The organism is Schumannella sp. 10F1B-5-1, from assembly GCF_006517535.1.
Taxonomy (GTDB): domain Bacteria; phylum Actinomycetota; class Actinomycetes; order Actinomycetales; family Microbacteriaceae; genus Schumannella.
Genome location: NZ_VHQH01000110.1, coordinates 1 through 214 on the forward strand (window position 1 = coordinate 1; position 214 = coordinate 214).

At 66.8% G+C, this 214-nt stretch carries 1 protein-coding gene; it reads left to right on the forward strand.

Annotated elements, in window-relative coordinates; genetic code table 11:
* Positions 1-214, forward strand: a 214-nt coding sequence (locus FJ658_RS16330; protein ID WP_181408495.1) for a hypothetical protein, incomplete at both ends; no start/stop codon positions are given.

Here is a 214-nt window from a genome sequence, read left to right on the forward strand (position 1 = left end):
GTTCAAGGCCGTCGACGGCACCGTCTACTCGAACATCGACGCCGCCACGAAGACCCGCATCCGCGGCATCGACCCGAACACGAACCAGTTCTTCACGAAGTACACGACCAACGAGGTGCCCTGGGCGGGCTCCGGCAGCGACGGCACCGGCACGGTCAAGTTCGAGGTGCAGACCAAGGTGCAGGCCCCCGGCCTCGGCTGCGGCGACCTGATC